The sequence below is a fragment of the Exilibacterium tricleocarpae genome (assembly GCF_007004655.1).
GTDB lineage: Bacteria > Pseudomonadota > Gammaproteobacteria > Pseudomonadales > Cellvibrionaceae > Exilibacterium > Exilibacterium tricleocarpae.
Map to the genome: position 1 here is coordinate 59,576 of NZ_ML660096.1, position 25,244 is coordinate 84,819.

Genomic DNA, 25,244 nt, shown 5'->3' on the forward strand with positions numbered 1-25,244 from the left:
AGTACTGTCTCTATACCGGTGCCCTGAGAGTCGCCGCTCTGGTGGGCACCCTGTTGGCGGCGATTAACTACGGCGACAGGCTTGTAGCCGGCACCATGGGCAGCGGCGACTGGATCAGGCTGCTCACCTACGTGGTGCCCTTTGCAGTGTCTCTGTATTCGGCTGACAAGGCACTGCGCCATCAGAACCCATTAATTGCGCTAACCTTTTGATATCAAATTGGTTTATAATTGCCGGTCGCTTGCAACGCGGGCCGGTTTTAGCGGTCTGATCAGGCGTATAACAGGTAACACTCTACGGGGGCGATTTGGATTCGACGCCGGTGACAAAACCCAAGGTGCATGTCGTGATGACAGCCAATCACGTTAATCCAAAGCTGTAACTTACTAGTTGCCAACGACGACAACTACGCTTTAGCGGCCTAAACCCCGCTAACAGTCACCAACGGATGCTTGTAAACGGAACGTGACTGTCAGACAGAACAAGCTCGCAGCAAAGCCCGCCCGAGGTGGCGCTGTTAAACACTGATTCGGGATCGCGCTTAACGTCCTGCCCGTCGGGCTGTTAAGGGCTAAATCAATTGACGGAATCTAAGCATGTAGAGCCGCGGGCGGAGTGCTGACGGACGGGGGTTCAACTCCCCCCGCCTCCACCAACTTGAAAAGACCAACAGTTCTCTGTTGGTTTTTTTGTGCCTGGCCCACAGCAGTTGTACATATCACTGCCAATCAATCAGTATTTCACGCGCTTTCCGGCACACTATATACCTGGGTAATTACCCGGAAAACGTTCACACATGTCATAACAGATGTTATATTCCACATCATAAAAATATACAGAAAGTCTACTACCCCATATAGGCATAGACGTGGCCTCAAAACCTGACAACTTTGTGGAAAGAGTTAAAACCCTGCGCGCTCGACTAAGCCTCTCCCAAGAGGATCTGGCAAAAGCATTAGGCGTCAGCTTCGCCACAGTCAACCGCTGGGAAAATGGCAAAACCACACCCTCAAGGCTGGCTCAAAAGCAGTTCGAGCAGTTTTACCTAAAGCAAAAACGGCAGGGACGGCTGGATGGATAGACAAAAAATACCCAGGTTGCTTTGGCACTATCTGTCGCTGAAAGTATACTCGCACAAAAAGAACTGATAAGACGGCCAGCCCAACCCTTTGCGTCACTGGCCGATCAAGAAGGTAATTTTATGAACAACGCAGAACAACAATTTCTTAAAGAGCTTGACGATAAGCTCTGGAAGTCGGCAGATCGTTTACGCAACAACCTTGACGCGGCCAACTACAAGCATGTGGTACTTGGCGTTATATTCCTGAAATATGTGTCCGATGCGTTTGAAGAGCGGCAGCAGGAGCTGCGGGAATTGTTCACCCGGAACAATGGCGACGACAATATCTACTATATGCCGCGCGATGACTATAGCAGCGATGAAGAATACCAAAAGGCGGTGAGCGCGGAACTTGAACTGCACGAATACTACCAGGAAAAAAACGTCTTCTGGGTACCCAGAGAGGCGCGCTGGCATTTTCTCAAAACCACGGCCGCGCAAGCCATCGGCTCCGTAATCGGCCACGACGAAAACGGCAATGCGCTGAAACTCCGTTCCATTGCCTGGCTGCTCGACAACGCCCTGGAGGCCATAGAAACCTACAAAATCGCCGGCAAGCTGGCCAACCCGAAGTTAAAAGGCGTATTGCCGCGTATCGGCCGCTATGAGGTGGAAAACCACAACCTTACCGAATTGATCAATAAGTTTTCAGACACCAGCTTCAGCAATCCGGTCTATAACGGCGAAAAGCTGAACCTGCACAGCAAAGATATCCTCGGCCATGTCTACGAGTACTTCCTCGGCCAGTTTGCTTTGGCAGAAGGCAAGCAGGGCGGCCAATACTACACGCCCAAAAGTATCGTCACCCTGATTGTGGAAATGCTTGAACCCTATAAAGGCCGCGTCTATGACCCCGCCATGGGAGCGGGCGGCTTCTTTGTCAGTAACGATAAATTTATCGAAGCCCATGCCGACGAGAAACACTACAAGGCCGCCGAGCAGAAAAAGCATATCTCGGTTTACGGACAGGAAAGCAACCCCACCACCTGGAAGCTGGCGGCGATGAATATGGCCATTCGCGGTATCGACTTCAACTTTGGCAAAAAGAACGCCGACTCGTTTCTGGACGATCAGCACCCGGACTTGCGTGCCGACTATGTCATGGCGAACCCGCCCTTTAATATCAAAGACTGGTGGCACGCCAGGCTGGAAGGTGATGTGCGCTGGCAATACGGCACGCCGCCAAAAGGCAATGCCAACTTTGCCTGGATGCAGCATATGCTGCACCATCTTAACGATACCGGCTCTATGGCGCTGCTATTGGCCAATGGCTCGATGAGTTCCAATACCAATAATGAAGGGGAGATCCGCAAATCGCTGGTTGACGCCGACCTGGTGGAGTGTATGGTGGCCCTACCCGGGCAATTGTTTACCAATACCCAGATACCCGCTTGCATCTGGCTTCTAACCAAAGATAAAAAGAACGGTTTCTCCCTAGACAAAAGGAAAGTAGATCGTCGTGGTAAGTTTTTGTTTATTGACGCCCGCAACCTGGGATTTATGAAAGATCGGGTGCTTCGTGATTTTGCGCCGGAAGATCTTGAAAAGATCGTGCAGGCTTTTCATCGCTGGCAGCAAGACGATAACTATGAAGATATAAAGGGTTTTTGCTATGCGGCGACACTGGAAGATATTAAGAAACATGATTATGTACTTACCCCCGGCCGATATGTTGGTGCTGCAGAACAAGTTGAGGACGCCGAGCCGTTTTCTGAAAAAATAGCTCGATTATCAAGTCAGCTAAAAGAGCAGTTTGAAAAATCCGGTCGCTTAGAAGCTGAAATCACAAAAAATTTAACAGAGCTGGGATACGATGCCTGAAGTTAAATACGCTCCGATTAGTGACCTCCTAGAAACCATAATTGACTATCGTGGGAAAACCCCTCCCAAATCACCAGAAGGGATTCCAACTCTCACTGCAGCAAATGTAAAAAATGGTCGTATTGACTTGTCGAAAGTTTCATACGTATCTAAAGAAACCTATGAACGCTGGACAACTAGGGGATTTCCAAAGGCCAGAGACGTTATGATCACGACGGAAGCACCCGTCGGCGAGGTAGCTCCTTTCCCAGGAGATCAAACATATTTAATGACTCGCCGTGTTATTGCCATGCGTGGCAAAGAAGGCATTTTGCACAATGACTTTTTACTTTATGTTTTATTAAGCAGTAAGTTTAAAAATAGACTGCTCGAAAAAGCCAGGGGGTCAACAGTTCCGCGTGTCCTGAAAACAGACATAACCGAATTAGAAATCCCTGTCCCTGACTTCGAAATACAGAAAAAGATATCTAGAGTATTTGCTTCTATTGACGAAAAAATCGAACTCAACCGCCAAACCAACCAAACCCTGGAAACCATCGCCCAAGCTATCTTTAAAAGCTGGTTTGTGGATTTTGAACCTGTCAAAGCCAAGATGGCAGCATTAGAGACGGGCGGCACAACCGAAGAGGCTGAACTTGCAGCTATGTGCGCCATTTCAGGAAAAGATCAAGCAACGCTTGCTCGCCTACAAAAAAAAGACCCCGAAGCCTATCAGAAACTGACTGAAACCGCTGGGCTATTTCCATCTGTAATGCAGGATTCGGAGTTGGGAGAGATACCGAAAGGGTGGCAGAATAGAGCACTATATGATACCGCTGAATACGTCAACGGTGCGGTGTTCAAAGCACAGGATTTTTCGGCCTATAATAACGGTTTCCCAATAATAAAAATAGCTGAGTTAAAACAGGGAGTTTCAGCAGGAACAAAATTTACGGAAAAAAAAGTTCCTGATAAATATTTTTTAAAAAACGATGATGTCTTGTATTCTTGGTCAGGAAGCCCTGAAACCTCATTAGAAGTCTTTAAGTGGTTTGGCGGCAACGGTTGGCTAAATCAACATATTTTTAAGCTCAACTTTGAGTCCAATGAGCAAAAATATTTTACCTATTTTCTCCTGAGACAAATCAAGCCTTTACTGATTGCTACTGCCAAGCAAAAACAGACGACGGGACTTGGCCATGTCACTGTAGCAGATATGAAAAGAATAAAACAACCATACCCCAATAAGGAATTGTTAATATGCTTTGCTGAGAAGGTAGGCTCCATTTATGAAATGTGCTCTGTGAGCGACAAAGAAATTAGCAACCTCGCGAAAATCCGAGAGGCCCTCCTCCCCAAACTCCTCTCCGAGGAAATTGATCCAAACAGACTAAAAAACAACCAGCCTAAAAACGCTACCTCACCAGCCGAGGCTGAGTCATGCTAGAAATCACCACCCTGGAAGATATCGCCGCTCTAAAAGAAAGCGTAGATATCGAATGCAAACTGGCACAGGGGCGGGATGGCAAAGGCAAATTGCCAAAGGATTTCTGGGAAACCTACAGCGCCTTCGCCAACAGCGAGGGCGGCGATGTTTTCCTGGGTTTACGAGAAAAAGCCGGCAATAATTTCGAGCTGGCGGGTATTGAAAACCCGCAAAAAATTATCGATGAACTCTGGACGGCACTAAACAACCCGCAGAAGGTCAGCGTCAATATTCTGCGCGACCGCTGGGTAAAGACCTTATCCATCGACAATACCAACCTGATCCAGATACATATCCCACAGGCGTCGCGCAAGCAAAAGCCGGTATATCTTCGCGGCAATCCCCTGACCGGCACCTACCGGCGCTTTAACAGCACCGACCAATTGCAGGGTGGCGAAACCGTCAAACGCCTGCTGGCCGAGCAGGTGGAAGAGAGCCGCGATACCGAGATTCTGAACGGCTACAGCCTCGATGACCTGGATATCGACAGCTTTAACAATTACCGGCAGCGCTATATCAACCTGCAACCCGACCACCCCTGGAATCAACTGGACGCCCAGCAGTTTCTCTACCGTATCGGCGGCTGGCGCAGAGACAGGGAATCGGGGCGTTCGGGGCTGACCAGGGCGGGCTTGCTGATGTTTGGCCAGCTGACAGCCATTAAGGAGGCCTTCGCCAATTATATGCTGGACTACCAGGAACGACCACAGGCTCGGGCCGAGTTAAGGTGGGTGGACCGGCTGACGCTCGACGGCTCCTGGTCGGGCAATGTGTTTGATTTTTACCAGCGGGTCATCCGTAAATTAACCGCCGATTTGAAGGTACCGTTTAAGCTGGCGGGTGACCAGCGCCAGGACGATACGCCAGTTCACAAGGCACTGCGCGAGGCCCTGGTCAATACGCTGGTACATGCGGACTTTACCGGGCGGGCCTCGGTACTGGTGGTAAAACGCCCGGATATGTTCGGCTTTCGCAACCCCGGCCTGATGCGGATTCCGGTGGATATGGCCATTGCCGGAGGGCACAGCGATTGTCGCAACCGCTTATTGCAGGATATGTTTCGCTATATCGGCCTGGGCGAGAATGCCGGCTCGGGCCTACCCAAAATCATGGCCGGCTGGCGCAGCCAGCACTGGCGACAACCCATATTGAAAACCCGCCACGAGCCTTCGGAGCAAACCCTGCTGGAGCTGCATATGCTGAGTTTAGTACCGGAACCGGCGTTAACGCAGTTGCGGGAGGAATTGGGGGAACAAATCTTCAATCAATTATCCGATAATGAACGCTTGATTCTTATCACGGCCCATATCGAAACTGTCGTCGACCACCGTCGTATGATGGCGATTCTCGATATCCACCCGCGGGATTTAAGCCAACTGTTCAGTGGCCTGGTCGAGCGCGGATTGTTACTGCAGGAAGGCAGCGGCCGCGGTACGGTATATTGCCTACCCAGTGCCCGAGTGGCTGATATGGTAGACGAAACGACAGATGGCGGGCAGAGCTCTGGGGGTTTGGAGGAAAGCTCTGGGGGTTTAGAGGCCAGCTCCGGGGGTTTGGGCCCAAACCCCGGGGATATGGATGCCCTGCGCGCCATTGCGGCGGCCGTTGCCGGCAAGCGCAAAGCCTCGAGAGAAGCTGTCAGGGGTGCAATTTTAGCGCTGTGCCACCAGCGAGAGATGCGGCTCGAGGACTTAACGCGCCTGCTCAATCGCTCGGCGGATACCCTGCGCAAGGAATATCTGCAACCGTTGCTGAGGGAAAAGCGATTGCGCCTGAAGTACCCGACCAAACCGAGCCATCCACAGCAAGCTTATATTTCAGAGGATATCGACGGCAATGGATGAGGCGCAGTTGGAGCAACTCTGTATAGATTGGTTCAATGCCGGCGGCTGGGAAACCTGCCGAGGGGCCGATATAGCGCCGGACGGCGATACGCCAAAACGTGCGGACTACGCCAAGGTGGTACATCGAGGTGATCTGGAAAGTGTCTTTGCCGCCATTAACCCTCATATTCCCCGCGACGTAATGAGTCAGTGCTTAGAACAGGTACTGGCGCAGCTGAATAAGACCGAAAGCCTGGATTTAGTCACCAATAACCGCGCTTTTCACCGCCTGCTGCTGGAGGGCGTGCCGGTCAAGTACAAACTTACCCAGGCGGCCCCTAAAGGCCACGACGACATTGTCAACGACCACGCGTTTCTGGTGGATTTTGGCAATCTGGACAACAACCACTTTCTCGCTGTCAGTCAGTTCACCCTGGCCGGTAAAAAACGACTCAGGCGCCCCGACGTTGTATGCTTTATCAACGGTCTGCCATTTGCCGTGCTGGAACTGAAAAGCCCCGGCGATGAAAACACCGATATCTGGGACGCCTACAACCAGTTGCAGACCTATAAAGACGAAGTACCGGATTTATTTGTTTTCAACGAGGCACTGGTCATCAGTGATGGCTACAGCGCGCGAGTGGGCTCCCTGACAGCCACCCGCGAGCGCTTTATGCCCTGGCGTACGATCAAGCACGAGGATGACAAACCGCAGGTTGAATGGCAGCTTGAAACCATGGTTCGAGGCTTTTTCGACCGGAGACTGTTGCTGGACTATATGCGCTTTTTCATCCTGTTCGAAACGGACGGCGAGCTGATTACCAAAAAGATTGCCGGCTACCACCAGTTTCACGCGGTTCGTGAGGCCGTCAAGGCTACCGTTATCGCTGCCCAGGATAATCAGGATACGATGGAAAAGCGTGCGACCTACGGCAATAAGGTGGTACCGGGCAGTAAAAAAGCCGGTGTGGTTTGGCATACCCAGGGCAGCGGCAAAAGCATTTCCATGTGCTACTATGCCGGCAAGCTGCTGCAACAACCCGCCATGAACAACCCGACGCTGGTCGTCGTCACCGATCGCAATGACCTCGATGGCCAATTGTATACGACCTTCTGTCATGCTGTGGCGCTATTGAAGCAAACGCCGGTACAGGCGGGTGATCGGGAGACACTCAGGCAGTTACTGGCCGAGCGGGAATCCGGCGGTATTATTTTTACTACGGTGCAGAAGTTCGCGCTGGTAAAAGATAAAAAAGGGGAGTATGAAGCCAGGCATCCTGTACTGAATAACCGCCACAATATCGTGGTGATTTCCGACGAGGCGCACCGCAGCCAATACGGTTTGAAGGCCGTATTAAGTGCCGATGGCAAGTACAAATTCGGCTATGCCAAGCATATGCGCGATGCGCTGCCCCTTGCATCATTTATCGGCTTTACCGGCACGCCTATCTCACACGAGGATAAAGACACTCGCGCGGTATTTGGTGACTATGTTTCTATCTACGATATTCAGGACGCCGTCGATGATGGTGCGACAGTACCGATTTACTACGAATCTCGCCTGGCCAAACTCGACCTGAATCATGCAAAAATCGCCGAGCTGTCCGAAAAGGTGGAGGAAGTCGTTGAAGATGAGGAAGATATCAGCACCCGGGAAAAAACCATACAGAAATGGAGCGGCCTCGCAAAACTCGTGGGAACAAAGCCAAGGCTACAACAAGTTGCTGTCGATCTAATCAAGCATTTTGACTCACGTAACGCGATTATGGACGGAAAAGCCATGATTGTCGCCATGAGTCGGGATATTTGTGCAAACCTGTACAACGAAATTGTTGCCCTGCGCCCACAGTGGCACGACGCAGACCCGGAAAAAGGCGCCATTAAAGTTATCATGACAGGCTCGGCTGCGGATAAAAAATTGTTACAGCCGCATGTCTACAGTCAAGCGACGAAGAAACGCCTGGCGAGACGCTTCAAAGATATCAACGACCCGCTCAAATTGGTCATCGTGCGCGATATGTGGCTTACCGGCTTTGACGCTCCCTGCTGTCATACGATGTATATCGACAAGCCAATGAAGGGCCACAACCTGATGCAGGCCATCGCTCGGGTAAACCGGGTATTTAAAAACAAGCCCGGCGGGCTGGTAGTTGACTATATCGGTATAGCCAGTGAGCTAAAACAAGCACTCAAAACCTATACGGATGCAAAAGGCCGAGGCGAACCGACCTTAAAGGCAGAACAGGCTCTTGCCTTTCTGCTGGAGAAACTCGATGCCATTCGCGGCTTATTTGCTAAAACGCCCCAGGCTGAAGGCTTGGATATTGCCGGCTTCGAGACCGACGCTCACAGACTTCTGGTGCCGGCAGCCAACTATATACTGAGGCTTGATGACGGTAAGAAACGTTTCCTGGATCTGGTGCTGGCCGCCAGCAAGGCCTATTCACTTTGCGGCACCTTAGCTGCAGCCGAAGGTTTACGAAAAGAAGTAGCTTTCTACGCCGCGGTTAAAGCGGCTATCAGCAAATACACTTCGGTAGACAAAAAGCGCACCCGAGAAGAGAGGAACTCTGCACTCAAGCAGATACTCGACAATGCGGTTGTTGCCGAGGGTGTTGCAGATATCTTCGCCTTATGCGGCCTGGAAAAGCCCAATATTGGACTATTATCCGATGAGTTTCTGGAAGATATACGTCAGATCCCATATCGCAACCTGGCGGTTGAACTGCTGGAGAAGCTGCTAAAAGACGATATTCAATCGAGAACCCACAATAACCTAGTGCGGGAACAAAAATACGCCGACCGTCTGAAGGAAACACTTCGCAAATATAACAATCGTGCCATCGAGACTGCTCAGGTTATCGAAGAGCTGATTAAAATGGCGAAAGAGTTCCAGGCCGAAATGGCTCGCGAGGCAGGGCTCGGATTAAATCCCGACGAAGTCGCTTTTTACGACGCGCTGGCAAATAACGAAAGCGCGGTTCGTGAATTAGGCGATGAGATTCTGAAGAAAATTGCCATAGAAATCACCGACAAGCTGCGCAAGTCGACTACTGTTGACTGGCAAGTCAGGGATAGTGTGCGGGCCAAACTTAAAATCCTGGTTCGCAGAACGCTTCAGCACTACAAATATCCGCCGGACAAGGAGGCAGATGCAATCGAGCTGGTGATGAAACAGGCTGAAAAACTATCGGACGCTTGGACAAATTGACGACTCCAAGGTAAAGCTGTACAGAAAACACGACATCAAACCAACGCGCACTAACCTGGAGAAGCATTTCTGTACCCTAACCGAGCAGCCTAAAATAGGCTTTGGGGGAGGAGAATACCTATCCGAAACGCACAGTTTTCCGATAGAAAGCCGTATCATTTTCCATCGCCTGCAGCAAACTCAGATTGAAATCGTCCCTAGCCGTCCTAGCCGTCCTAGCCGTCAAGGTCCATACAACATGTTAAATATTTACGTAGACGCCCATTTTACCTGTTGATATCGAAGGTCCCGCTGACTTGGAGGCAACAGGGTATCTAGATCCCCTGTTGCCCATAAACTGCGCCAAATATTATCATGCCTACATCAACCGAACTACTCCAATCCATCCAGGCTGCCCCGTTGGTTTGTCACTTGCCTAGCTGTTGGCACAACATCCCGGTTTCCGCAGATAGCCGGGACATCCTGGCCTATATTGATCAACCCATCGAGGCACGCAAGCCAATGGGCTACCAGCAGGACTTTCCGGAGGCCTACCACACTAATAAAACGTGGTACTTGACCGAGTCAGGAAAGGACCACGTTCTATACGCAAGTGTTTCTGCCAGTTCACAAGAACCTTAATCGGCCGCTATAGCCAAATTTGAACCCGGACCTTCCCCACCACCAATAACCAATCTTAAGATGTCCGTTACATCCAAGAGCCACCAAGACCGAGCGCTTCAAGCCCTCCAAAAAGACCTTTTCCCCCGTGGGCGTCGCCCAATCTCTGAAATTACTCCACCGGAATTACTGCAAGCCTTGCGCCGAATTGAAAGTCGCGGCGCAATAGAAACCGCTAAGCGAGCCCGGCACACTTGTGGACAGATATTCCGTTACGCCATCGTTACCGGGCGCTCAGAACCTGCTCCGGCGGCAAACCTGGTAGATGCTCTGCGGCCAGCCAATAAAAGACACCTTCCCGCCATTACCGATCCGAGGGAGGCGGGAAAGCTATAGAAGAGCTTTTGGAAATGGCAGAAGATACCGAGGATGCCCCCCTGAATCGGTTGACCGACCTGATAGGTAGGGGAATTGAAGCCTGTGAGGCTCGTGATAATGAACTGACGGAGTTTCGATCTTAATAAAGAAAGTATTTCAATAAAATGACTATAATTTTAGACATTAACTATCTTAACGCCTATTTAAATGGTCATTTTCTTTATGCTCCACTTGATTGTTTGTATTGGAATGGCTAATATTCTGGTCATTAATTAGTCTAATGACCAGTGATTTAACCTTTTTGTATAGGGTGTGAGCAATGGCAAAGCAGCGAGCCTATTCCAAGTATGCCCAGGAAGCCGCTGTCCTAATGGGAGAACAGATCAAGTTGGGGCGCAAGCGGCGTCAGTGGACGGAGAAGAACCTCGCAGATCGGGCGGGCATATCAAGAGCCACTCTGCAAAAAATCGAAAACGGCGAAATGAGCAGTACCATCGGATTGGTTTTTGAAGTCGCCGCGCTCGTCGGTGTGAAGCTATTTGAGTCAGAGAAGCTCCCGCTGTCAAAGCACATTGAACAGGCACGGGACAAAATTGCGCTATTACCACAACGCATAAAAGCTACAAAAAAGGTAGTTCACGATGACTTCTAGCAGCGATAAAGAAGCCTTTGTCTGGATATGGCTACCAGATGAAACAAAGCCGATAGTGGCCGGAAAGCTGGAAGTTGATAACGGCAATATCCTGTTTAACTACGGTAAAAGCTACCTTGAACGGGTTGGTGATAGCAGTTCTAAAAATCCTGCCATCTCGATCTATGAGCCGGAATTGCCGTTGCAGACCGGGGTGCTTCCCCTTCCCGAAAACTTGACTATGCCCGGTTGTATCCGGGATTCCGCCCCCGATGCATGGGGGCGGCGCGTAATTATTAATAAGAAGTTGGGCCTCAAGGGTGCTGACACGGATACAGCAGAGCTAAATGAACTGACCTACCTGCTGGAATCCGGCTCTGACCGGATCGGTGCGCTCGATTTTCAGAACTCACCATCTGAGTACGCACCACGTGCTGCGAGTAACGTCAGCCTGGAAGAACTGATCGAATCTGCCGAACGGGTGGAAAAAGGCGTCCCCCTAACGCCGGAACTGGACCAGGCATTGTTCCATGGCAGCTCTATCGGTGGCGCTCGACCAAAAGCGTTGATCCAGGATCAGGACAATAAATATGTGGCCAAGTTTTCATCCAGCGCCGATCTCTACAGTGTCGTCAAAGCTGAATTCATCGCAATGCGGCTGGCGGCTTTGGCCGGACTGGATGTCGCGCCTGTTAAGTTGGCAAAAGCAGCGAATAAAGATGTACTCCTGATTGAGCGGTTTGATCGGGTACAAAAGGATAATGGGTGGGCGCGAAAGGCCATGATTTCAGCGCTCACGATATTCGGTCTCAATGACTTGATGGCGCGTTACGCCAGTTATGAAACCTTGGCTGAAATCATTCGCTACCGTTTTACCGATCCGAAAGATACGCTGAAAGAGCTGTTCTCCCGCCTCGTCTTCAATATTCTGTGCGGAAATACAGACGACCATGCACGAAACCATGCGGCGTTCTGGAACGGAGCAGAGCTGACTCTGACGCCTGCCTATGATATTTGTCCGCAAGGTCGCACTGGCAACGAAGCTTCGCAAGCCATGCTGATCTCCGGCAACAATAATCTGAGCCAGTTGAAAACCTGTCTTGAGGCCGCGCATAACTTCTTATTGTCCGAGAGAGAAGCACGAGATGTATTCGGAAATCTAATCGCTGCCATTGAAACAAATTGGGAGGCTGTTTGCGAAGTCGCTGAGTTGAATGAAGTTGACAAGAAACTTCTTTGGGGAAGGCAGTTTTTAAACGTCTATTCGACCGCCATAGAATAGCACTGCTCCGTAAAAATAAATTCACGCCTGCCGTCTCGATTCAACCCATTCGACGACGGCATCTTCATACCAGCCCGCGGAACGGGAGCCAGCCAGCTTTACCTGTTTGGGAAACTTCTCTTTTGACATCTGGAGGTAAATGGTTGAACGGGATAGCCCGGTCATTTCCATAACCTCTTTCAGCCTCATTCTTAAGCCCATTTGGCCTCTTCTGGCTCCTTAGTGGAATTCTATGTCTGAGTATCGACATGTAGCACCGAAATTCAAAACGCCAGGGTTAAATAAATGTGATTACTCCAGAGGTAGACTTGGATAAACTCGGGGGCAGGAGAGCGCGTATAATTTTATCAGTAGAGGATATGGAGATTTAATGGAACCTCAAATAAAAACGTTTAGCCAGTGGAAACCGCAACCGTTAAAAATACTGGGAAAATATTATACGTAATCGCTTAAGCGAGTGGGCAAGGCTACTATCGTTGATCGGGCGGCACTAGCCCATTTCGAAGATGGCGGCGATAGCGATACCAATTTAAATTCTTCAAAAATTAGACTGCGCATACTGAAAGCCCAAAAAAATGGATGGACAAAGTTTCCAGATATTTTGAAGCGGCAAAAACGATAAGGATGCCTTTTGGTTTTGCCTTTTACCCACTGAGATCACTATCGACTATCCGGAATACGGCGCCTAAATCAACTGTCTACACCACACTGTCCTGAAAAAACGATGTTTATTGTTACCACTATTGAAGGACATCGATGATAAGAAAAGCATTGGTGATGAATGTAGTCTCAAATGGTTAATGAAGGTTTATTAAGGGAGAAATACTATGAAATCCGCTTTTACTATGACAGCCCCGGTGAGTGTAGCAATAGCACTGGCCTGGTTTAATCAAAGCGCGGTGGCGGCGCCAAACGCTTTGCAGGAGCTGGAATCCGCCTGCGGTGTCGACCGGACGCTGGCGGTGGTGCGCACCGAGCGTGATGATCGCTATATTTTTTGTGCCGGTGAGGACACCGTTAACGTGATTGAATTACAACGCGATGACGGCGAGTCCCGGAGTCGACTAACGCGCTTCGAAAGTGCCGATAAGTTGTTTTTTCAACTGGTGCCCAGTGCTGTGGACATACCAATGTCTGTCCTGGCAAGCTTGAGGTTGGAGGGTACGGCACCGGCACAGCCATGGGTACTCGATATGGCCGACGACTCGACGCTACGGCAAAGTGCCGGTAAGGGTAAGGTGGCGGCAAGTGGTGGTGCTGCCTTCGCGAGTTGTGCGGCGCCCTCGCTAGGACTGGATGTGAAGGAGGAATTTTTTAATGACTATACCTTTTGCGACCACGTAGCCGTCGGTTCTGCGTACTCCAATTTACCCAGCTGGCACGCCTCTGGTGCCAGTTTTCTGCACGCGCTGGGACAGCTTTCGCCCAGCCACGCGGGTCCTCATGAGCCGTGGAAGCAGTGGTTTGCGGATGAAGACGAAGAGGGCGATGCCCGCTTTGCCCGGGCGCGGGTGCGTTCCTGCGGCGGCACGACACGACTGCGTACCTGGCACAAAGCTTCGGCCACCACCGGGTCCTGGAATAAGGTAGGCGATATCGATATTCCGTCGGGCTGGATCGGCACGCAGCAGCTGTTCGGCAATCCACAGCATAGTTTATGGATGGGTTATGACCACGACGACTTTTGGTTTCGCAGCGATCCTTACGCCGGTGCCAGCATCGGCTCACTCCACTACTATGCGAAATACGCTTGGGGGGTTAACTGCGATCTAATACAGTAGCCATTCGCACTCCCAAACTACAGGGGGCGTTAATGGATAAATGCAACGGTCCGGCATCTACCTCAGCGCCCTGAAAGTCGCCGTCCTGGTGGGCACCCTGCTGGCGGCGATTAATTACGGCGACAGGCTTGTGGCCGGCACCATGGGCAGCGGCGACTGGATCAGGCTGCTGCTCACCTAGGTGGTGCCCTTTGCAGTGTCTCTGTATTCGGCTGACAAGGCGCTGCGCCTTCAGAACCGATAAATTGCGCTAACCTTTTGATATCAAATTGGTTTATAATTGCCGGCCACCTGCAACGCGGGCCGGTTTTAGCGGTCTAATCAGGCGGATAACAGGTAACACTCTACGGGGGCGATTTGGATTCGACGCCGGTGACAAAACCCAAGGTGCATGTCGTGATGGCAGCCAATCACGTTAATCCAAAGCTGTAACTTACTAGTTGCCAACGACGACAACTACGCTTTAGCGGCCTAAACCCCGCTAACAGTCACCAACGGATGCTTGTAAACGGAACGTGACTGTCAGACAGAACAAGCTCGCAGCAAAGCCCGCCCGAGGTGGCGCTGTTAAACACTGATTCGGGATCGCGCTTAACGTCCTGCCCGTCGGGCTGTTGAGGGCTAAATCAATTGACGGAATCTAAGCATGTAGAGCCACGGGCGGAGTGCTGACGGACGGGGGTTCAACTCCCCCCGCCTCCACCAATTCAAGAAGGTCAACCATTCTCGGTTGGCCTTTTTTATTTTCTGCCATCGCGTGCTGTTGCGGGTTTTAGCGAAGCCTTGCGGACTTCCCCGACCTCACTATTCAATCGAACTTTCAGCAAAAACTGCTCTCTGCGGCCGGATATTCTCTACACGTTTCGTCTGTTTCCTCCGCTGAAGTCCGTCACTAGAATGATTTTTTTCCTTTAAAATCCGCCATAAACTAAAGCAAGATTTGCCTTTGCACCCTCCTTGGCAATCCTCGACAACTTCTGATAATCCATAACCCTCCCAATCTGCCCATAAACTGCGCCACCACACTGGCGCAGTTTAAAGAACTGCGCCATAATTGCGCCATCAACCCATAAAACTGCGCCAAACATTGCCATGCATGCGTTAACCGATCTACTCCAATCCATCCAGGACGCCCCCGGCGGTCTGTCCCTCGCCGACCTGCTGACACAACACCCGGATATTGCTCGCAGAACGGCACAAAGGTGGGTCAGCCAACTGATCGCCGACGGTAGGATAGTTGCACGAGGAGAAGGCCGAGCCCGTAGATATCTCGCGGTAAAGACAGCAATAGTGGGAGATACCGAAGCCAAACGAGATATGTTTCCCGGCTATATCCCCGTCTCCGCGGACAGCCGGGACATACTGGCCTATGTTGACCAACCCATCGAGGCGCGTAAACCAGTGGGCTACCAGCAGGACTTTCTGGAGGCCTACCAACCTAACCAGACGTGGTATTTACCCGAGCCACTACGACGCCAGTTGCGAAAAATGGGCGATACCGGGCAAGCGCAACTACCGGCCGGAACTTATGGTCGAGCCATCCTCAACCGCCTGTTGATCGACCTGTCGTGGGCATCGAGTCATTTGGAGGGCAACACTTATACGCGCCTGGACACACGCGAGCTGATCGAGCACGGCAGAGCAGCCCAAGGCAAAGCAGCCATCGAAACCCAGATGATCCTGAACCACAGAGCCGCAATCGAACTGTTGATTGAGAACGCCGATACCGTGGAGTTCAACCGCTACACCCTCCTCAATCTACACAGCGCACTGGCGGAAAATCTGTTGCCCAATCCCGCTGACGAAGGTCGAGTCCGCCAGCATGCTGTCGAAATCGGCCAGAGCGTGTATCGACCGCTCTCGGTACCCACGCAGATCAGCGAAATGCTGGATATGGTGCTGGAGAAAGCCTGCCAAATTGACGATCCATTCGAGCAGTCTTTCTTCGCTATGGTACACCTACCCTACCTGCAGCCATTCGCCGACGTAAACAAACGCACCTCCAGACTCGCCGCCAACTTACCGCTGATCCAAGCCAATTTATGCCCGTTGACCTTCCTTGACGTACCGGATCAGGCATACAACCGCGGGGTCCTGGGCGTGTACGAACTGACGCGGACAGAACTGTTGCGCGACCTTTATGTCTGGGCCTACGAGCGCTCTACACAAGAGTACTTGGCTATCAAACAGGATTTGGCTGAGCCTGACCCCCTGCGGCTGGCTTACCGGGATGTTATCAAACAGGTTATCCGCGATGTGGTTAAACACCCTAACCAGGAGGCACTAGCCGTCATCCAACAAAATCTTGAGCAACAGGTCGCCGAAGCAGATCGTGGCGATATCGAAGCTCTTGTAATTGATGAGCTCCGACGGCTACATGAGGGTGTATTGGCTCGATACGGGCTACGCCCTTCAGAGTTTGTCCAATGGAAAACACGTCAAAGCCAGTGACGAGAATAGCATGCTCAGTTTTTGGGAAAAATGAGAACCAGTGAGGGACTGGCTCTCGATGGTTAACTACCAAACAATGCTATCAGGACAAGTCGAGGCGACGATCTACAAGGAGTACAGCTTCGCTACGTTGGTACGAGTGATTTTATCACGAGTCTCCGGGCTGTAGTTCTCAAACATCTCGTCGAGGACTTGGCTTGAACACGGCCAGGTGGAGTCGGTGTGGGGATAGTCGGACCCCCAGAGCAGTGTGTCTTCGCCGATCGTCTCGCACGTTTTCAGCGCGGTGGTGTCGTCTTCGATGGTAGCGTAAAACTGCCGCTTCCATATCTCAAGCACATCGACAGGCTCAGGAGTACCTGATGGGTTTCCACCGTATTCACGTGCCCAACCCTGTTGCACCTTGTCGAGCCAGTGCGCAACCCACCCGGCGTTGAACTCGGCAAGTACAAATTTCAACTTGGGATATTTGGCGCAAACACCTCGGACCATAAGTTCGACCATTGTGTCGTGAATAAGCGCAGGAGAACCGGCATACTGGACGATCGGGTCGCGCTTCAGGCTAACCTGTACCCATTCAGGTATATGAGACATACAGGCGACATGGAATGCTACGGGAAGACCGGCCTCCTCAGCAAGCGCCCACATTGGGTCATACTCTTCGTCGCAATAGCGGCGGCCTTCGGGCGCATTGGATGGTATCACGATGCCCTTGAAGCCGAGTTTGATCACCCGCTCGAGTTCGGCCACCGCGACGTCGGGCCTCTGCACAGGCAGTGCCGCCAGCCCCACGAGGCGCCCCTTGGAAGCCACCTGCTGGTTATGCATCCAATCATTGAAATTCTGCTGTAAAGCAACTAGTAGGTCGAGGTTGGTTAGGCTGAACATAGGGAACCAACCGGGGTATAGGATCTCAGCGGAAATACCATCGATATCTTGATCATCGGGGCGGCGCGCGCCATCGACGAGACCTGCGCGCATCGCTGCGTAGCCACCTGTAAAGTAGGCCTGGATCTCGGGGTCATTAAGCGAACCGGCGCTGGGTTTGCTCGCATGCTTTCGCGGAAGCGGAGTTTCATAGTCGAGCCGCGTCCCAGCCAGGGCCATCACAGCCACGTTGCGGGAACGCTTCGGATTGTTCGGAATGACAATAGAGTCGCCCTGGCCTTCAGTGTGAACAACGCGCGGGGCATCGTCGCCAAAGCGTTCGACCAGTCCTTCAAACACTTCGGGTGTTTCCATGGCATGCGAATCGGCGGAAATGGGTCGTGGATCATTAAGGAGTGTCATAGCAGTTCCTTCGTGGTAATTGTCTTAGGTGGTAGTGTCGCCTATCTAAATCATGGATCTCTACCGGCATGGTTGGCCTGATGCTGAATAATATGAACATGTTCAACTAATTGTCAAGTGCCAATCTCGACTCCATCGCGCGTCTATCAGATGAATCCGGTGCTATGTTTGTGATATTTGTTGACCCTCCAGCATCAGGAACAGGAACAGGTAATTCACCCGTGTTTCTGGGGAGAGAATAGACGAGCTTTAGTTGCAGAATCCCGTCAGGTTGGTTCAGCGATGTCATGGCAAGTTAGCTCGGAGCCGTAGCCACAGGGGCTGAGCTGCAATCGTTTGCTCAGCAACACTATCATCTACGCAATACCAAATGGGCCAGAGCGCCTGTAACAAGTCACTCAGACTGCCCAAACAGGAATACACAGTGCTCACCGACATATCGACAAGCTGCGCCACCACGCACGCGCAAACAGATACGTTAGTGACGCCATGTTCCGTGCAGAGCCTGGTCGCCGCCTCGCGGATGTATGGCGAATAGTTCTGCGCTATTCGTCGGTTAAGGCAGGTACAGGCATGGGTGTAGCGGTACGCTCCCGCAGCTGTCTTTGGATTTCTGCCACCTTGGCACGATTGAGTTTGTAGCCCATTAAACAGATAAAACCCGGAATCGCCAACATGGCTGCAACCGGACCTGACATAATACCAAGCGAAAGAATGGTCTCAGCTGGAATGTCCGCCGAGGTTTTTATCGCCTCACCCGTCGGCCAGGCAATAAGCGTGAGCATAAACCCAGCCAAAAGGGAGCCTAATGCTCCCATGCATTTGCCCGCGAACGATACGGCCGCGAACAACACACCTTCCTGACGCCGACCCACCTCTAGCTCATATTCATCGGCGATGTCGGCCATAGTGGTACTCACACCAACCACCACCTGTGCAAAGGCTGCTCCCAATATGAGATAGATCACAGACAACATAACGGCGACAGCCCAGGTGCCCTTGGCTGGTGCGATGCCGATTAAAAAAAGGATGACAGGCAGTGCATGTAGCAACATCCAGAAAACGCCCCCAACAATCATCGCGTTGCGTTTGTCGAGGCGGGCAAACAGTCGGGTCGAAACCATGTATCCGAGCACGCTGCCTGCAGGCCCCATGAGCATAACCGTTAGAATTTGGAAGCGTGCGAGTTCCCAGAAAAAAGTGAAGATATAGAGTTGGCTTGCCACCCCCAAGCCAAACGTGGTGATAATGATAATATAGCTCACCATCAGCCAGCGAAATGAACGGTTTTTGAGCGTAGCGATACCCTCGATCAAAATATCGTAAGGACGCATTTTGTCGGCCTCAGCTGGCGGCTTCGGCAGATAGGGAATACGACTACGGGTCCCCCACCCGCTAATCAACACCGTCACGCAACTGATCAGCGCTAAGATCATCGCGAAGGGTGGATAGGCTGCGCTATTGAGCTGACCATTCTCAAACTCCGGCGTCGGCGCGAAGAACACACCAAAACCAAGACCGTAGACAATCAAATAACCGCTAACGGATAGAATTTGGCGAATGGCGACCAGTGTGGTTCTCTCATCGTAGTCCTCAGAGAGCTCAGCCCCAAGCGCGAGATGAGGCACATGATATAGCGTCATGGCGCCCCGGGTTAAGACCGTAAATGTCAGCATCCAAGCAAACAAAGCAGCATCGCCACCGTTGATCGCAAAAGATGCCGGAGCAAAGAGAAAGTAAAGTGATACTGCCAGCGGTACCGCAGAGGCGTACATGAACGGGTGGCGACGCCCAAGTGGGCTGCGCCAGCGATCTGAAATCGTACCAATCATCGGATCAGTAACGGCATCGAAGATCAGTGAAACCGCGATGGCCAGCCCCGCGCTTTCCGCCGGAAGCCCGAGCACCTGGTTGTAGTAAAACAACAAGAACGCCGAAAAACTACTGTTCTTAATGCCTTCAGCCATTTGGCCAATGCCAAAACTCCACTTCACCCCGTGGGACAAGGTGGTCTTATTAGCTGCTACGCCAAAATCTGCCATCAGCTTCCCCTCCCTTATTGTCTCGAAGACGGTGCCCAATATTATGAACTTGTTCATAATACTGCAAGCAAACGTCACTCTCGGGTAAAGAGCGGCCGATCAACTTTCCTTCATGCCCACCTACCTCGCGGGAGAGGACTTCTTTGATAAGAACGAAAAGGCCAGCACCCTAAGTCACTTGCAAAGCCACTCAGTAAGCTACCGCATTGCGGTCGGTCCGCATGTAGCCTTGACAAAAGACAGCCATTCAAGTCAGTATTAAATGAACATATTCATATTACTGACTTTGCCAAGTTTTACCAGAGGTAAGATACGTTATTCTGCCGGCACATATAATTATAGGTAGTTGAGAGGAAGCCCAATGTTACTTTAGAAGAGTGAGCTGTCCCTGGCTTTGATAACAATCACCACGGCACAAGCTCAACATGATTATGATTTTCAGCTATAAGAAATCGCTTTTACTGCTGAAAAGCGTCAAGCCAACCCTATTGTCTTGCGGTTGTCTCAAGTCCTTTATCAGGCCAAAGGTCAATTCTTAGAAAACTTTGTGGACTCCGTAACGATGCCTTACCGTTTTTCAGCCCAATTGTAGTGTGGCCCCACTAGTTCTGTTCCATTTATACGGCTTTCACATCACATTATGGCAATAGGACCATACCTATGAACGCTCAAAAGAGAACCTTGTTTAGCCAAGATTCAGAAGTAGGACAGAAGTTTTTGACCAAGATAGGAGCGGCATTAATAACTGCCGTATCGCTATTGTCATCACCCGCCGGCGCCGCGGATGCAAAATCGAAAGATCTTCTTACTGAAAAGAAACTAGCGGCACTCGCCCCTACATTTGAATCTTATGTGACCTCCGGAAAACTGGCGGGTATCGCAACCTTGGTTGCTCATAAAGGCCAGATCGTTCATTCTCAGACCATCGGCAAGCGTGACCTTGGGACCGGCGCACCCATGACAATGGATACGATCTTCCGCATCTATTCGATGACAAAACCTATCACAAGCACGGCGATCATGATATTGGTTGAGCGTGGAAAGTTGGATCTTGATGATCCACTCGAAAAGTTCATTCCGGAATTCTCAGATCCGATGGTTTTTGTTAGCGAGACTGAAGAAGGTGTCGTCACAGTTCCCGCTGAAAAATCGATTACCATCAAAGACCTTCTAACTCACACATCGGGCCTCACCTACGGAATCGCCGGTCAAACTTCCGTCCACAAACAGTATCCCTCCTTCTCCAAAGATCTACATGTAAGCAGCATCGAGGATGTTTCAAAGAAGATTGCAGAAATCCCGTTAGTGGCTCAGCCCGGAACCAGCTACAACTATTCTGTCTCTATAGCCGTTCTCGGTCGTGTTATCGAAGTGGTGAGCGGCGAGCCATTAAACGAATTCATCGCCAATCACATATCAACACCCTTAGGTATGCACGACACAGACTTTTACGTTCCAAAGGAAAAGTTAGGTCGATACGCTGACAACTATACCGTTGGCGAAGGCGGCTCACTCGTACTCATAGATGACAACGAAAAAGGGATTGCGTCTGGAAAGTTACCGAAACTCTTTATCGGCGGTGGCGGCATGGCATCTTCTATCATAGACTATTATCGATTTTGTCAAATGATATTGAACAAAGGAGAGCTTGATGGGATGCGTATCCTAAAAGAATCAACGGTTGAATTGATGACAAAGAGCCATCTGCCCAGTGATTTTCCCAACATCACGTATGGCACGACGGAATTGAAAGGCGTCGGCTTTGGCTACGGGTTTGCGGTTGTGGAAGACCCCGCCCCCACATCGAGTCCAGGGTCGGCTGGAGAGTTGTGGTGGGGAGGGTATGCATCGACATCCTTCTGGATCGACCCGAAAGAAAAAATTGCAGCAGTACTAATGACCCAGCGTGTGCCATCGAGTCCCGTAAACAGTATTGCCATGGAAATGCGGCGCAAATTCCAGAATATCGTCTATGACGCGCTAAAGTTATAAAGCAATAATGAACTCAATGCGTCCGCGATCCAGGTGGGGGCATTGAGTTGAATTTTGTATCTAAAACCCACGAAAATAATCCAATAGAATCCGCAATTCGGCACCTCTTCGGCGTAGGTCTGCCCACGATATCTGCCCACGATAGTAGAATGAACAACGAAATTAGCGGTCTCTTCCCGAGTCAGTAGCATTTACGTCAACCTCTCAGTACTGACATCAATTCTCATAGTATTTTCGCGCAACGCCAGCAACTAGGGGGCTCTCAGGTTCGTTTTCGCTTCGAGTCCAGTATCCGATAATGCCGAAGTTGAATTATAGGGCTTGACAAACGATAGCTGTCCGATGCAGTATTAAATGAACCAATTCAATTAACTCGGCCGGTCGCGTTTTATCAGCGATCTGATGAGAACCCCTTGGGACTTGCTTGCGCTCTTGGGGAGGATAGGTAAGTTGATCCTGCCAACACAAAATCATAATGATAGATAGATGAGAGGATCCCCGATGTTTTTTCAAAGAATAAGCTATTCATGGTTTTGGTGACGGCCGTAACGGCGTTGGTCACCACACAAGCTCAACAGGGCAGGTTGCCAATTTGGCTCCATGCGCATTAAGGGCACCATCAATCTGCCAGTCAGTTACACAATTTTGCGGCGCATTGCTTTCAACCCGATAGGACGTAACGGATTCATAGAGAAGGTTCATCTGGACACAGCCGGCCGTCCTTTGTGTGTTGCTTTTAGTAACTGAAAATATACTGAAACAGTTTGATCGCCCGTTATACCGCTCTAAATGCACTGTTATATCATAACAATAATTGATGGGAGCACATAACCATGCACAAGCGTACCGATAGTCTATTCAAGAAATCTGTACTTACCACCACGGTGGTCACTGTGGTCGCCAGCGCCGTTAATGTACCTGCGGTGTTGGCGCAAGACGATGAAGGGTTTGGATTAGAAGAAATAATAGTAACCGCATCAAAGCGGGAAAAAACACTTCAGGATACCCCCATCGCCGTTAATGTAACCACCAGTCAAGACATAGAACAGGCTAAAATCTATGAACTTGCTGACCTGCAAACACTGGTTCCAACTCTGCGAGTCAACAACAACGTCTTTGTTTCCGCCCAATCCTTCTCAATCCGGGGGTTTGCTAGCCCTACGGCTCTGGGCACGGAGCCCTCGGTTGGTGTATTCGTTGACGGTGTTTTTCGTTCTCGCGCCACCGGTGCCATTTCTGATCTGCCAAAACTTGAACGCGTAGAAGTGTTAAGTGGTCCGCAAAGTACGTTGTTTGGTAAAAACGCTTCAGCGGGCGTTATCAGTATTGTTACAGCTGCGCCATCCTATGAGCCGGAAGGTAAAGTTGAAGTAACCCTGGGCAATTATGATCAAAGAATCCTCAAGGGTTCTATTTCCGCTGGTGTCTCCGATAAAGTAGCGCTGAGTTTATCAGGAGGCTACAACCAGCGAGATGGCTATACCAAGGCTTTGGTAGCTGGCGCAGAGGACTACGACTCCAAAGATCGCTGGAATATTCGCAGCCAACTACTTTGGGAACCAAACGATCACACGCGCCTGCGCGTCATCGCCGACTACAGCAAAATTGATGAAATTTGCTGTGCATCAGTAGATGTCGTCCAGGGCCCACTTGCACCGGCCATAGAATTTCTGGGTGGTGCCGTATTGAACGAGAGTAAGGCGTTTCCGCGCAAACACACCGCTGCTGTACCGACTAGAACTAAGGTTGTAGACGGTGGCATTTCTCTACATGCTGACCTTGATTTTGATGGCTTTAGCTTAACCTCTATTTCGGCTTACCGAATCAATGAAGTGCAGAATGCCGGTCAGATAGGTGACGAATCTCTCAATACCAGCTTCAGGATTGGCGACCCTGGAACTGACATTAAGGGCCTTAGTCAGGAGCTTCGCTTGACTTCAACGGGAGATGGCCCACTAGACTGGATTGTGGGCGGGTTCTATTTTGACGAAGAAGCATCTCTGGAGGATGGAATAAGAAACGGTCCTGACTTACGACCTTTTATCGATGTGTTAGTAGGCGGCAATGGCGACGGTACCGCCCTCGTAGGACTGGAAGGATCGTTGGGGCTGCCCGCAGGCTCGACTTTCGCGGACGGCGATGTTGCGCTCTATCGAATCGGACAAGACAATAAGGACTTTTCTGTATTTGGTAACCTAGACTACAACATTAATGAGTCCTGGACGGCAACGCTAGGTCTCAACTATACCAAAGATAAAAAAGAAGCGTTTTTAACAGAGCTTCAAAATGATGATCTATTTGCGAGCCTGGGATTTTTAGCAAACGGCCCGTTGGCCAGTCTGCAATTCCGGCCTCCCGTTGTTGAATTTCCCAATGTGGTTGAAAGTGGTAAGTCTGAAGACAGTAAGACCACCTATGTGCTGCGCTTAGCCTACAGGCTGAATGACAATATGAACTTCTATGTCAGTAAAGCGACGGGCTTTAAGTCTTCATCTTGGGATTTATCCAACTTCTCTCGCCCGGATATCAATGATGCGGCAGCGCTAGACGCCGCAGGTATAAACTCCTCTAACCCAAAGTACGGTTCCCGTATGTCTACGCCAGAATATGCGACCGTGCTTGAGTTTGGCGCGAAGCTATTTTTCAGACAAGTCTCGTTAAATCTAGCCGTGTTTCAACAGACGCTGCAAGATTTCCAAGTGAGATCATTTGACGGTGTGAATTTATTCCAGGCCAACGCCGGCGAAACCTCGGTGGATGGTTTTGAGTTCGATGCCCGTTACTCACCCTCTGACAACTGGACATTCAGTTTGGCAGGAACCTATCTTGATCCCATCTACGATGATTTTAGAAACGCGCCTCCAGGACCAGGTGATGACCCTTCTATGCCGAAGGATCTATCGGGAACTAAGCCAAAAAACATACCTTCCACAAGTCTTGCCTTGGGTGTTGTGTATAACAAATCCCTTGAAAACGGCACAGACTTTTTTATTAGAGCGGATTACCAATACGAAAGCTCAGTTAAACTCAGTGATCTCGACACTCGCTTCGAACGCCAAATCAAGAATCTAGGAGTGAGCACAGGTTTGTTCTTTAACAACAATGTCAGCGTGCAGTTTTGGGGTCGCAACCTAACGGATGATGAAAATCTGGTGTCTATATTTGGCGCTCCAGGCCAGCCGGGTACGATCAGTGCGTATGTCAACACGCCGCGCACCTTTGGCTTGTCAATTGCGTATGAGTACAAGTAACCGGCGTTTGCAACGGGCGGCGATCAATGCCGCCAAAACGCTGCGGGAGGCGGATTTTGACAGACCCGCTACGGTGCGGTGCACAGACAGGCCCTAGCCCGAGCAC

18 protein-coding genes and 2 other RNA genes are annotated in these 25,244 nt (G+C 50.7%); 16 read left to right on the forward strand and 4 right to left on the reverse strand.

Annotation, left to right across the window (positions count from 1 at the left end; genetic code table 11):
- Positions 1 to 23: 23 nt before the first annotated feature.
- From nrtS (FKG94_RS16075) to FKG94_RS16120, 10 genes are all read left to right on the forward strand, one after another.
- The gene (gene nrtS, locus FKG94_RS16075; RefSeq protein WP_142905351.1) at positions 24 to 212 is read left to right on the forward strand and encodes a nitrate/nitrite transporter NrtS; all 189 of its coding nucleotides are present in this window, start codon (positions 24 to 26) and stop codon (positions 210 to 212) included.
- 86 nt (positions 213 to 298) lie between these two features.
- Positions 299 to 655: a transfer-messenger RNA gene (gene ssrA / locus FKG94_RS16080) on the forward strand.
- A gap of 237 nt (positions 656 to 892) precedes the next feature.
- A complete protein-coding gene (locus FKG94_RS16085; RefSeq protein WP_218943551.1) occupies positions 893 to 1,081 on the forward strand; it encodes a helix-turn-helix domain-containing protein in 189 nt (62 codons plus the stop codon).
- Between the two features lie 120 nt (positions 1,082 to 1,201).
- Entirely contained in the window at positions 1,202 to 2,941 is a 1,740-nt protein-coding gene (locus FKG94_RS16090) for a class I SAM-dependent DNA methyltransferase (RefSeq protein WP_142905353.1), read from the forward strand.
- Positions 2,934 to 4,367: a restriction endonuclease subunit S gene (locus FKG94_RS28755; RefSeq protein ID WP_179957677.1), complete on the forward strand. Its 1,434-nt coding sequence runs from the start codon at positions 2,934 to 2,936 to the stop codon at positions 4,365 to 4,367. Before FKG94_RS16090 ends, FKG94_RS28755 begins: the two co-directional genes overlap by 8 nt.
- The gene (locus FKG94_RS16100) at positions 4,361 to 6,250 is read left to right on the forward strand and encodes an RNA-binding domain-containing protein (RefSeq protein ID WP_142905354.1); all 1,890 of its coding nucleotides are present in this window, start codon (positions 4,361 to 4,363) and stop codon (positions 6,248 to 6,250) included. The genes FKG94_RS28755 and FKG94_RS16100 overlap by 7 nt, the downstream gene beginning before the upstream one ends.
- Positions 6,243 to 9,440, forward strand: a complete 3,198-nt coding sequence (locus FKG94_RS16105; RefSeq protein WP_142905355.1) for a type I restriction endonuclease subunit R — start codon at positions 6,243 to 6,245, stop codon at positions 9,438 to 9,440. Before FKG94_RS16100 ends, FKG94_RS16105 begins: the two co-directional genes overlap by 8 nt.
- A 681-nt stretch (positions 9,441 to 10,121) precedes the next feature.
- Positions 10,122 to 10,436, forward strand: coding sequence for a tyrosine-type recombinase/integrase (locus tag FKG94_RS29585; RefSeq protein WP_425460052.1), 315 nt, complete (start codon positions 10,122 to 10,124; stop codon positions 10,434 to 10,436).
- Between the two features lie 301 nt (positions 10,437 to 10,737).
- The gene (locus FKG94_RS16115; protein WP_142905356.1) at positions 10,738 to 11,070 is read left to right on the forward strand and encodes a helix-turn-helix transcriptional regulator; all 333 of its coding nucleotides are present in this window, start codon (positions 10,738 to 10,740) and stop codon (positions 11,068 to 11,070) included.
- Positions 11,060 to 12,331 (forward strand): type II toxin-antitoxin system HipA family toxin, encoded by a 1,272-nt coding sequence (locus FKG94_RS16120; RefSeq protein ID WP_142905357.1) that lies wholly within the window; start codon positions 11,060 to 11,062, stop codon positions 12,329 to 12,331. The genes FKG94_RS16115 and FKG94_RS16120 overlap by 11 nt, the downstream gene beginning before the upstream one ends.
- Before the next feature lie 21 nt (positions 12,332 to 12,352).
- Here FKG94_RS16120 and FKG94_RS29375 read toward each other — a convergent pair whose 3' ends face one another.
- Entirely contained in the window at positions 12,353 to 12,532 is a 180-nt protein-coding gene (locus FKG94_RS29375) for a helix-turn-helix transcriptional regulator (protein WP_142905358.1), read from the reverse strand.
- A gap of 626 nt (positions 12,533 to 13,158) precedes the next feature.
- On the opposite strand from FKG94_RS29375, the gene FKG94_RS16130 reads away from it, so the two are divergent.
- From FKG94_RS16130 to ssrA (FKG94_RS16135), 3 genes are all read left to right on the forward strand, one after another.
- Positions 13,159 to 14,112, forward strand: coding sequence for a hypothetical protein (locus FKG94_RS16130; RefSeq protein WP_142905359.1), 954 nt, complete (start codon positions 13,159 to 13,161; stop codon positions 14,110 to 14,112).
- 40 nt (positions 14,113 to 14,152) lie between these two features.
- Positions 14,153 to 14,293: a nitrate/nitrite transporter NrtS gene (gene nrtS / locus FKG94_RS28760; RefSeq protein WP_179957678.1), complete on the forward strand. Its 141-nt coding sequence runs from the start codon at positions 14,153 to 14,155 to the stop codon at positions 14,291 to 14,293.
- Positions 14,294 to 14,460: 167 nt separating this feature from the next.
- Positions 14,461 to 14,817, forward strand: a transfer-messenger RNA (tmRNA) gene (ssrA, locus tag FKG94_RS16135).
- Between the two features lie 206 nt (positions 14,818 to 15,023).
- Here the strand turns inward: ssrA (FKG94_RS16135) and FKG94_RS16140 are convergent.
- A complete protein-coding gene (locus FKG94_RS16140; RefSeq protein ID WP_142905360.1) occupies positions 15,024 to 15,206 on the reverse strand; it encodes a hypothetical protein in 183 nt (60 codons plus the stop codon).
- A 196-nt stretch (positions 15,207 to 15,402) separates the two neighbouring features.
- Here FKG94_RS16140 and FKG94_RS16145 point away from each other — a divergent pair, with 196 nt between their 5' ends.
- A complete protein-coding gene (locus FKG94_RS16145) occupies positions 15,403 to 16,563 on the forward strand; it encodes a Fic family protein (protein WP_246125205.1) in 1,161 nt (386 codons plus the stop codon).
- A gap of 105 nt (positions 16,564 to 16,668) precedes the next feature.
- On the opposite strand, the gene FKG94_RS16150 is transcribed toward FKG94_RS16145, so the two are convergent.
- Together FKG94_RS16150 and FKG94_RS16155 are read right to left on the reverse strand one after the other, a co-directional pair.
- Positions 16,669 to 17,853: an amidohydrolase family protein gene (locus FKG94_RS16150; protein ID WP_142905362.1), complete on the reverse strand. Its 1,185-nt coding sequence runs from the start codon at positions 17,851 to 17,853 to the stop codon at positions 16,669 to 16,671.
- Positions 17,854 to 18,398: 545 nt separating this feature from the next.
- A complete protein-coding gene (locus FKG94_RS16155) occupies positions 18,399 to 19,895 on the reverse strand; it encodes an MFS transporter (RefSeq protein WP_179957679.1) in 1,497 nt (498 codons plus the stop codon).
- A gap of 660 nt (positions 19,896 to 20,555) precedes the next feature.
- On the opposite strand from FKG94_RS16155, the gene FKG94_RS16160 reads away from it, so the two are divergent.
- Both FKG94_RS16160 and FKG94_RS16165 read left to right on the forward strand, forming a co-directional pair.
- Positions 20,556 to 21,887 (forward strand): serine hydrolase domain-containing protein, encoded by a 1,332-nt coding sequence (locus FKG94_RS16160; RefSeq protein ID WP_142905364.1) that lies wholly within the window; start codon positions 20,556 to 20,558, stop codon positions 21,885 to 21,887.
- An 833-nt stretch (positions 21,888 to 22,720) separates the two neighbouring features.
- The gene (locus tag FKG94_RS16165) at positions 22,721 to 25,138 is read left to right on the forward strand and encodes a TonB-dependent receptor (protein ID WP_142905365.1); all 2,418 of its coding nucleotides are present in this window, start codon (positions 22,721 to 22,723) and stop codon (positions 25,136 to 25,138) included.
- Positions 25,139 to 25,244 lie beyond the last annotated feature (106 nt).